Here is a 10,135-nt window from a genome sequence, read left to right on the forward strand (position 1 = left end):
GGCGCTCATCGGCCTCCGCAATGAGCAGATCGGTGATGCGGTCGGGGGGGGCGATGAAGCGCTGGGCGGCACTGGGGCATGCGTCGGCGTCATCGAACCTGGGTGTGCGCGCCTCGGTATCGACCACCGTGTCGTACGCGTCACGAAGGCTCGCTCTTCGCTGATCGCACGCGTCGGTTCCCACACCGCAGACAGACCGCACGGCTCTCGTGACGGGTTTCAGGTTTCTTCCACGACCGGCGCCTAGGCTGAGCGTGGACACACAGAACGGCTGGAGCCACCCGCTTGATCCGCTCACTCGGAACGCACGCCATCGCCCCACGCACATCCCCGCTTCCCCTCGCGGCGCTCTCGGTGCCGATTGCCTCTCACGGCAGCGCCGATTCGCGGGGGCCCTCCGTGGCGCCCGTGTCCATCGACGCCGCCAGAGCCGCGTCTCTTATCTTCAAGAAACAAGGCACCCAACCCGTACAGAAGTGCTGGGAGGTTCCCGGCACCCCCATGAGAGGCCCCCTCGCCGATAGCAGAGGAAATCTCTACGCGAGCCTGAGTGACCAAAAGGTGGTGGTCTCGCTGTCGCCCGAGACCGGCGTAACACGCTGGACCGCCAGCATCCATCCCACATGTCGTCCCCTGCTGACCCCAGACGAGAAGCTGCTGCTGGTCTGCGCCGACGATGACCAGATGCACGCCCTTGATCCGGCCAGTGGGGTCGAGCTGTGGACGACCGCCGCCTCAGGAGGGCTCCTGAATGGAGCAGACGGCCACGTGTATACCTGGTGGAACGGCCTCCTGAGCCGCATCGATCTCGATCGCCGCAGCGTGGCCGAATGCACCCGCCTCGAGCACGGCTTTGAGGCCCCGCCCGCCGTGGGGCGAGACGGCACCATCTACGGTGGGGCATACAACGGCCGCCTATACGCCATCGAGCCTGGCACTGCACGCGTGAAGTGGACCCACCAGACCGGCGGCATGCTGCGCAACTCGCCGGTCGTGGGCCCGGACGGCACCGTGTACGCCGGCTGCATCGGCAAAGCTCTTGTTGCGGTCGATCCCAAAGACGGCAGCGGAAAATGGCTCACCCTCACCGGTCACTGGATCATGCCTGAGCCCGCCATCGGTGACGACGGCACGGTCTACGTGGGAAGCTGCGACAACAAGGTCTATGCCCTCGACCCGACCTGCGGAAAGCCCCTCTGGACCTTTGAAGCCGATGGCGAGATCCGCGTCAGGCCTGTGCCTGCCCGTGATGGTGTGCTCTACGTGGTGAGCGATCGCAACCGCCTCTACGGCATCGACCAGCGCAACGGCGCCGAACTGTGGTCGACGACTGCCGACAGCTACGTGCACTGCCCTCCGGCGGTCGATCATCGTGGCGGCCTGGTGGTGGGCGTCAACAACGGCAAGACCTGCGCCTACCGCCACACCGTGACCGCAGAGCGTGTGCAGCAGCAGGAGATGCTGCACGACGCCCAGACCTCGGACGCTACTACCCAGGCGCCACCCGCCCCGACCATCGAGCAGCACGATGGCTGGGTCATCGTGGGCGGCGTTCGCATTCCGGTGAATCACGGAGCATCACGATCGGCGTGAACCCGACCCAGACACCCTCTCGATGATGGTGATTTTGAGGAATACGGGCTGCAGACTCGAGAGCGCGAAAGAGGCTCTGCGAGAAGCCGTGCCGTGAGTGAGGGCCGAGAAGCAAACCGATCGAGCCTGAGACGCGCGACCCGAGCATGCGCGCGGGGGGTGGCGCGGCGCTTAGAAGCCCATTTGGGCTTCTAGTAATGGGTATAAGCCCATTTGGGCTTCTACTCGCGCGCCGCTGCAGCGGGCCGCCGGTGCCTGGATCAATCCGCCAGGCGCGATGGGCTCGGACTCGGTGCTACCCTGAACTCGAATCGCAACGTGTCTTAAAACCATTGGCATGTACCGCCGCCCTCCCCTCGTACCCATGAGCCCCCCCACTGCAGGGGGGGTCGGTTCCTTATGATCACGTCACGAGACAAGCCGCAACCTGAGGCCCCCCCTCCACTGCTGGGGGGGGTGGTTTCCCCCTCGCTGAAAACAGGGGAGGGGAGCGCTTCGGGCGAAGCGCACCCGCAGACGAGTTCGCGGAAGACTTCAACGGTTGCGCACCCCAGCGGGCTCTCGAGAATACAGGGAAGGCACCCACCTCCTTCATGTCCATCCCTCCGGCCGCATCCCAGGCCATTGTCATCTTCGGCGCCACGGGCGATCTCATGCGCCGCAAGCTCATGCCTGCGTTCTACCACCTCTACCTCGAGAAGCTGCTCCCTGAGAAGTTCGCCATCGTGGGCTACGCCCGCACCCCCATGAGCGACGACGATTTTCGCGTGCTCATGCGCAAGAGCGTCGAGGAGTTCGGTCGCCGCGAGCCAGGCGACGAGACCTGGAACGCGTTCGCCTCGCACCTGTCGTATCGCGCGGGCGGCTTCGACCACGAGGGCGACATGGCCAACCTTCGCGAGCATCTGGCGGGCCTCGATGAGAGCCAGGGCACGGCGGGCGGCCGCTTCTACTACTGCGCGACGCCGGCCAACGCATACCCCTCCATTGTGAAGCGCCTCGGCGAGTGCGGCATGCAGCAGAACGCCCGCATCGTCATCGAGAAGCCGTTCGGCCGCGACCTCGCCAGCGCCCGCGCCCTCAACGAAGAGATTCACCAGGTCTTCTCCGAGCGCCAGATCTTCCGCATCGATCACTATCTCGGGAAGGAGACGGTGAAGAACATCCTCGCCTTCCGCTTCTCGAACGGTATGTTCGAGCCCATCTGGAACCGTCGCTACATCGACAACGTGCAGATCACGGTGGCCGAGGAGATCGGTATCGAGGGCCGCGGCGCCTTCTTCGAGAAGACCGGAACCCTGCGCGACATGGTGGTGACGCATCTCTTTCAGGTGCTCACCTTCATCGCCATGGAGCCCCCCCTGTCGTTCGACCCGAATCGCCTGCGCGACGAGAAGGTGCGCGTGCTTCAGTCGATGCTCCCCGTCACGCCCGAGAAGGTCATCCGCGGTCAGTTTGTCGGGTATCGCCAGGAGCCAGGCGTGGCCAAGGACTCGCAGACCGAGACCTACGCGGCGGTTCAGCTGTTCATCGACAACTGGCGCTGGGCCGGCGTGCCGTTCAACCTGCGCACGGGCAAGATGCTCAAGAGCAAGGTGAGCGAGGTCTCGCTCTCGTTCAAGCACGTGCCCTACAACGTGTTCAAGAACACCCGAAGCGCGCCGCCCGGACGAGATGCACTGGCCTTTCGCATCTGGCCGGACGAAGGCATCTCGCTGCACATGAACGTCAAGCGCCCGGGCACGAGGCTCAACCTGAGCCGAGCCCGCCTCGACTTCGAGTATGAGAAGACCTTCGAGGCCCCCCTCGCCGAGGCGTACGAGCTGCTGCTGCTCGACGGCATGAAGGGCGACCACACCCTGTTCACCCGTGAAGATGAGGTCGAGCGGGCGTGGGAGGTTCTCGACCCGGTCATCTCGGCGCCGCCGCGGGTCCGCTTCTACGAGCCGGAATCATGGGGACCGGACGAGGCAGACGACCTCATCCATCCCCGCCACTGGCACCTCACCTCCACTGAGAAGGCCAGCAAGGCGCACGCGCCCGAGCCATTGATGGTGTGAGCGAGCGTACAATGACAGACAGCGCCTCGAAAGACCGCGAACATCGCAGCGATTCCTCCAGCGCCGCGGGCGATATCTCAGCGGACGTATCTGCTCTCCATGGGTCGATATCCACCCTGCGTAGCAGCGTAGCACTGCTTGTTGTGGTCATTGCGAGCTTCCACCCCTGGTTTCGCGCGGGCATGGAGCGCGTGGTCGATGTGCTTCCGCTCCTGGTGCTGGTGCTCATCTTCGTCTACGTGTCGATGCCCGTGGTGGCGGCGATACGGCGCATGCTCGCACGCCACTCGAGGGCGGCGGTCTCTGACGAGCGGGCCCTGTTCATGACCTTCATCATCGTGCTGGGCATCGCGGCCATCGGACTCTCCATCGTTCTGCCCAAGCTCGTTCTCGAGGTGCAGGCGCTGGCCGAGAACCTGCCGGGATATTCGCAGCGCGTGCGCGATCTCTTCACAATGTATCGCGATCGCCTCGATGCGATTCTCCCCGATGCCCTTCAGGCCAAGATCAGCGAGGCCTTGCGCGACGCGGGAACCTATGCCGGCGACCTGCTCAAGCAAGGCGTGGCATGGGTCGGCCTGTTCTCGCAGACCCTCATCTGGGTGGTGAGCACGGCCATCGTCGTGCCCATGCTGGGCTACTACTTCCTCAAGGACGGGGAGGGCATCGTGGAGTTCTGGCTGCGGCTCATCCGTCCGAGCGGTCGCGACCGAACCCGCAAGATTCTCTACGGCGTGCACGAGGCCATGCAGAGCTACGTGCGCGGTCAGGCCGTTCTCTGCGGAGCGATGGGGGTCGTCACCACGCTGGCCATGCTGTTCGTGCTGCCCCAGTTCGCCATCGGTCTGGGGCTCGTGGCCGGAATCACCGAGGCCATTCCCGTGGTGGGTCCCATTCTCGGTGCGGTTCCGGCGGTGATCATCGCGCTCGCGGGGAAGGGGTGGGGAACGGCGCTCCTGGTGGTGTTCCTCTACACGTGTCTGCAGCAGCTCGAGAGCATCGTTCTCGTGCCGCGGGTCATGGGGGAGTCGCTGGGATTGCACCCGCTCAGCCTCTTGCTGGGAATGATGGTGTTTGGAAGCCTGCTCGGGTTCTGGGGCGTGCTTCTCGCGTCTCCGCTGGTGGCGGTGGTGAAGGTGCTGGTCTCTGAATACATCGAGCATTCGGGTGAGGATGGTCCATCGCACGGCGCGCCAGACGGGCTGTCTGAAGCGCCCGCATCCGCAGCAGACGGTGTCAGGCCCGCGGCGACGCGCGAGTCTGACACGTACGAGCTCGACGATGACCACGAGCCGGCGCTTGTGCGTGGCGTCGCACGCGAGTCGGCAATGCCGAATGAGAAGGAGACGCGATGATCGAGCGCTTCACCCTGCTACCGGGCGCCGAGGTTGTGGGGATGGAGGTCGATGGGGTGCACCGCCACGCGCAGTTCGGTGTGCCCCCCTGCATCAAGCTCTGGTTCCAGCGGCGCCTCGCGCCCCCCACCACGTTCGTTCTGCCGCATCGGTTCTTTCATCGCGGCGTGGTGCAGGTCTCACTCGAGTTCTTTCTCTACCACTTCCTCTTCGCCGCCGGCAAGGCGTTCGGCAGGCTGCCCGATTCCGAGCGCATGGTGGTCATCGGCACCGCCGACCAGCTGGCTCGCTGCCGCCGCAGCCTGCAGGTGTCGCTGTTCGGATTCAGTGACGAAGAGATGCGTTCGTGGACGGGCCCGGACGTCGCATCGCTCACCGAAGACGAGATCGGGTTCATTCGCAGCTGCCAGCTGTTTCTCGCGCCCAAGCGCCAGGGCTTCGACGGGTGCGGCAACCTTCCCCAGGCTCCGAGTGCCCTGATCGAGGCCTACGCCCGTGGACGCATCGACATCGATGACGTGGTTGAGTGGCGGGCCTTCGACGACGCGGGGAGCGCCGAGCTGTTCAAGGGCGCCACCGTGATGCATCGTGGCGACGGGAGCTTCTCGGTTCGCGCAGGCGATGCGTGCGCTGAGGTCAACGTTGATTTCGATGATGATCAGGCGCCGTGGCTGGTCACATTGCCGCCTTCCTCAGAGGCGGTCACCTCCGATGTATTCAAGGTGCTCTGCCTCGGGGCCGATCCGGGGTTCGAGCTCGAGCACCCCACCACGGGCTTCGCCATCTGCATCAACGGCTTGTGGGCGGTGGTCGACGCGCCGCTGTGCGCGTCCTACCTGCTTGCGCGTCACGGCATCGATTCGGCCGACGTGCGGGTGGTCTTCGAGACCCATGGGCACGAAGATCACATGGGCAGCGGCATCCACTTCATGCTCGAGTGCATCACCAGCGGGCGCCCCTACACATACGTGGCCGCGGAACCGGTCTATCGCACCTGTCTGGTGAAGGTGGCGGCGGTTCTGGGGGTCAGCGAGGCCGAGGCAGACGCCATGCTCACCGGGCGTCAGGGGGAGGCGCAGGCCCGTGCGCGGGTGCTACGCGTCTCCCCTCGCTCCCCCGTTCGCATGCTGGGGGCGACGTGGCACTTCTCGTGGACGGTTCACCCCGTGCCCACCACCGGCTTTCGCATCGAGCTCGAGCACGACGGACGGGTGCATGCGCTCTCGTACTCGAGTGACACGACATCGACCCGTGGGGCGATGGGCATCGCCGCCATGAAGGCAGCGGGCTTTCTCGCGCCCGAGATCGATCCGTTCGCTCCGCTGCTGCGAGGCGATGAGGACATCGTGTTCTGGGAGGCGGGGGGGACCTCCGGCGACCCCATCCACTTCGACGCGCGCGAGTGGGACACCATGTGCCGAGAGCGCGGCATCTCTCCCACCGTTGTGTTCATGCACACGCACTCGCTGCCGCCCGAGATGCGCAACCACGCCCTCGCGCGCCCGGGAATGTCGTGGACGCTCGCCTCGTTTGCCCCCGTTCCGGTGCCGCTGTTCTTGAAACTGGTGAAATCGCTGCAGTTCTTCCGCGTGGCCGACGAGGAGTACTGGCTCTCGATGTTCACCGCGCAGGGCCGCCTCGAGCGCTACTATCCTGGCGCCACCATCTATCAGTCGGGGGCCGATGACTCGTGGTTCGTGGTGCTGCAGGGGCAGGCGGAGGTTCACATCGAGCCCGACGGAGACCTTGGATTGCTCGAGAGCAGCGCCTTGTTCGGGCCGCTGGGCGATCACGAGGGGCAGACCTTCCGCGTGCGGGCGCGCAGCCATGTCGACGTGTGGCGCCTCCCAGGAGAGGTGCTGCGCGAGTTCATCGTCAGCAACGGTCTGTCAGACTTCTTCTCCCATCTCTGGGACAACGTGGGATGGCTGCGCCAGAACCGCTTGTTCTTCGGCTTTCCCAACCAGGTGCTGACCAGCCTTGCCCAGCACGCGATGCGGCGCGAGTATGCCGCGGGCGAGACCCTCATGGTCGAAGACGATCTCGGCCACGAGATGTTCGTGGTGCTCGAGGGCGAGCTCGAGATCGTGTCGCAGCGCAATGGCACATCGATTCGTCGGGGACCGGGCGAGCTGGTGGGCGAGTATGCCGTGCTCGTGCCCGGCGCGCAGCGCAGCGCGACGGTGCGAGCGCTCGGACCGGTCTGCGTGCTCGTGCTCACGCGTGAGAACATCCACGACATCGTGGCGGGGCAGATTCCGCTCCATCTTCGCCTGGTTCGCATCTTGCAGGATCGCGCGCTTCCGCTTCCGCCTCCGCCGTCGTGACCCACCGACGCGCGCTGCGATGGGTGACGGGAATGATCGTCGCCTACGTCGCGCTGTTTGCCTGGTTCGACTGGCGCCGTCACATGAGCTATCGTGTCGGGGAGTGGGACCTGGGGGTCTGCGATCAGTCGTTCTTCACAGCGGCGCGCCTGGGCCTGCCCTTCTACAACACCCATGAGGCGGGCTCGCACTTCGGCTTTCACTGGTCGCCCATCTTCTATCTCGTGCTGCCCCTGTATGCGCTTGCACCTTCGCCCGTGACCCTGGCTGTGGCGCAGACGGTGGCGCTCGCACTGGGGGCGGTTCCCGTCTATCTCCTGGCGCGCGATCTCATCGGGCCGCGCGCGGGGGTTGCGTTCTCGGCGCTCTACCTGCTGTACTTTCCGCTCCACGGCATCGACTATCACGATGTGCACGAGACCGGGTTCTGCGTGGCGCCGCTCATGCTTGCGCTGTGGGGCTTGCGCACGGCGCGTCGGGGCGCGCTCTGGACAGGGGCTGTCCTGGCCCTCGGCTGCCGCGAGGACATGGGCCTGCTGCTGGTCGGCATGGGGCTGCTGGGACTGTGGTGGCGGCGGGAGGCGACGCGCGCTGATGCGGAGAGCGGGCGTCCCAAATTCGAGCGGGTCGCTCCGGCGATGGGCGATTGCATGGCCTTGATGGGGGTGGGCCTGATCTCGGCGGTGATCGCCTTCGCGGTGCTGATCCCATGGTTCGGTGCGGGGCGTCGCATGGGGGCCGTGACCGATGGCCGGTTTTCGCATCTCGGTGAAGGACCGCTGGGCTGGGCGCTGTCTCCGCTGCTGCGGCCAGGCGCGTTCTGGGGATCGATGATGCGCGACACGAGCGTGTCATACGTGCTTGGACTTCTCGCGCCGCTGGCCTTTCTGCCGTTGCGCGCCTGGCCGGCGCTGCTGGTGATGCTGCCCGTGCTGCTCATGAACCTGACCTCGTCGTTCGGGGGCATGCACCTCTTCACGAGCCACTATGCCGGCCCACTGATTGCCTTCGTGTTCGCCGCGGGCATCGAGGGGACGGCACGGGTTCTCTGGCGGCGAGGCGAGGGAGACGAGCAGTCTGCGCGCGTGCTGCGCCCCGCGTGGGTGCTCACGGTTGCGACCATGCTGGCGTTCGATCCGTCTCCCCTGCACGCCGGATGGAAGGTGAAGCCCGTAGACGATCATGCCCGTGCCCTCGACGCGATGGTGACGTCGATCGCTCCCGACGCGTCGGTGTCGACCACGCCCAACGTCTGGCCTCACCTGACCCGGCGTCTTCACGTCTGGCCGCGTTACGAGGCGGGTGTGGAGTACGTGCTCGTCGATACCTCGCCCGCATCTGCGCAGTTCGTGCGCGAGAGCGGGTTCGACAGAATGCTGCCCCCCCTTCTGCGTGAGGGGCGCTACACGGTGTGCCGCGAGGCCGACGGGGTCGTTCTGTATCGACGCGCCGAGGGCGTGCCCGCGCTCAGTCGGCCGTGATTGCTGTGGCCTGGCGCGCGGCGTCGTCGATGAACTGCTTCCAGAGCTTCGGGTGCTCGCTGAAGCGGCGCGCGTCGTCGGCGGCCCAGGCGAAGTCGTTCCAGTCGTCGCCCACCTCGGGCACGTCTCCGTTGAGGTCGCAGGGCAGGTTCTCGCCCTTGTCGCCGTACTTCGATTTGTGAAAGGCCATGGCTGAGCTCTCCGCGTGCGTCTGTTTTCGCTTTCCCCGGCCCATGATGGCTGGGAAGCGCCCCGGGCGTTTGGCCCCCTTGAAGGCAGATCCCTTCCGGGAAAGAGGGCTTGAAAAATTTTTCAAGTTCTTGCAGGAGTTCTCGCGAGACGTGCGAATTGAATAAATATCAACAACGGCCATCCGACCCCGTCTCCATTCACCTGGAAGAATCAACCCTGGGAGCAATCCCAGGGCCTTTTTTTTTGCCTGTGGCGCGTCGAGGTCGGTGCCGATCACGCAGGCGATAGGTCGAACGGCGTATCGCCGGTGCGACGCTCGTCGATGCTCTTTCAAAATGTGGTGCAGATCACAGAACGGGGTCTTGGGGCAGGCGTACAGTGGGCCTGAAGAACCCCAGCAGAAAGGGCAAACCCAATGATTCCCACCGCCTCCGGTCTTCCCCAGCGCGCATCCACCCCACAGGCCACGGCCATCGAAGTGCCACATGAGCACAGGCCCTCTGCCCAGACAGAGACACCAGCGAGCGCGGGTGATGCGTATGAGGGGTCGGCTCCCTCCACCTCCGAAACCTGGGACATGCGTGGCTCCAAAGCGGCGTTCAGCCCGGTGAGCGTGGCGTTCCGAGGGGCGTCAGACGTTCAGACGGAGAACGGTCGGCGCTCCAGCCGCTTCCAGGGGAGCGACGACTCGAGCCTGCACGAGCGCATGGCGCCGGGACGTAAGGGCCAGCTCGACGAGCCGGCCGAGGAGACGTGCAAGGCCGGCTGGTCGCTGGGAGTCACGGCAGTGGGAACGGCTGTGGGCGCAGCCACGGCGGGACCTGGGGGAGGTGAGGCTGGGGCCGTTGTAGGCGGGTTTCTCGGGAACGCTTCCGCGGAGACCGTGTGTCGCTGGCTTGACGGCAAAGCGGGAAACCTGGCTGACGTGGCCGCAGACGAGATGGAGGGCGGGGCGCCGACGAACGCGCCGGAGAACGGTCCAACCGATCCCGCGGAGGCGTCGGGAACCGTATCGGGCGCCCCGGAGAACGGGCCAGGCTCTCTCGCCGAGGCGTCGGGAACGGGCTCGCGCGCACCGGAGAACGGGAGTGCCTCTCTTGCTGAGCCGTCGAGGGAGGCGGAGAGCA

General features: G+C 65.7%; 8 protein-coding genes. 6 read left to right on the top strand and 2 right to left on the bottom strand.

Going from position 1 to position 10,135, the window contains the following annotated elements:
• The coding region (locus EB084_12205) for a hypothetical protein (protein NDD29017.1) at positions 1-202 on the bottom strand (202 nt) is incomplete at its 3' end.
• Positions 203-285: 83 nt separating this feature from the next.
• Here EB084_12205 and EB084_12210 point away from each other — a divergent pair.
• From EB084_12210 to EB084_12230, 5 genes are all read left to right on the top strand, one after another.
• The gene (locus EB084_12210) at positions 286-1,593 is read left to right on the top strand and encodes a hypothetical protein (GenBank protein NDD29018.1); all 1,308 of its coding nucleotides are present in this window, start codon (positions 286-288) and stop codon (positions 1,591-1,593) included.
• 593 nt (positions 1,594-2,186) lie between these two features.
• Positions 2,187-3,653 carry a glucose-6-phosphate dehydrogenase gene (zwf, locus tag EB084_12215; GenBank protein ID NDD29019.1) on the top strand — a complete coding sequence of 489 codons (1,467 nt, stop codon included), beginning with the start codon at positions 2,187-2,189 and terminating at the stop codon, positions 3,651-3,653.
• Entirely contained in the window at positions 3,650-5,008 is a 1,359-nt protein-coding gene (locus EB084_12220) for an AI-2E family transporter (GenBank protein NDD29020.1), read from the top strand. Before zwf ends, EB084_12220 begins: the two co-directional genes overlap by 4 nt.
• Positions 5,005-7,335, top strand: coding sequence for an MBL fold metallo-hydrolase (locus EB084_12225; protein NDD29021.1), 2,331 nt, complete (start codon positions 5,005-5,007; stop codon positions 7,333-7,335). The genes EB084_12220 and EB084_12225 overlap by 4 nt, the downstream gene beginning before the upstream one ends.
• Positions 7,332-8,816, top strand: coding sequence for a DUF2079 domain-containing protein (locus EB084_12230; protein NDD29022.1), 1,485 nt, complete (start codon positions 7,332-7,334; stop codon positions 8,814-8,816). Before EB084_12225 ends, EB084_12230 begins: the two co-directional genes overlap by 4 nt.
• Here EB084_12230 and EB084_12235 read toward each other — a convergent pair.
• The gene (locus tag EB084_12235) at positions 8,803-9,006 is read right to left on the bottom strand and encodes a hypothetical protein (protein NDD29023.1); all 204 of its coding nucleotides are present in this window, start codon (positions 9,004-9,006) and stop codon (positions 8,803-8,805) included. The genes EB084_12230 and EB084_12235 overlap by 14 nt on opposite strands.
• 417 nt (positions 9,007-9,423) lie before the next feature.
• On the opposite strand from EB084_12235, the gene EB084_12240 reads away from it, so the two are divergent.
• On the top strand, positions 9,424-10,135 hold a 712-nt coding region (locus EB084_12240; protein ID NDD29024.1), incomplete at its 3' end, for a hypothetical protein.

It is taken from the genome of Pseudomonadota bacterium (assembly GCA_010028905.1).
Lineage (GTDB): Bacteria > Vulcanimicrobiota > Xenobia > RGZZ01 > RGZZ01 > RGZZ01.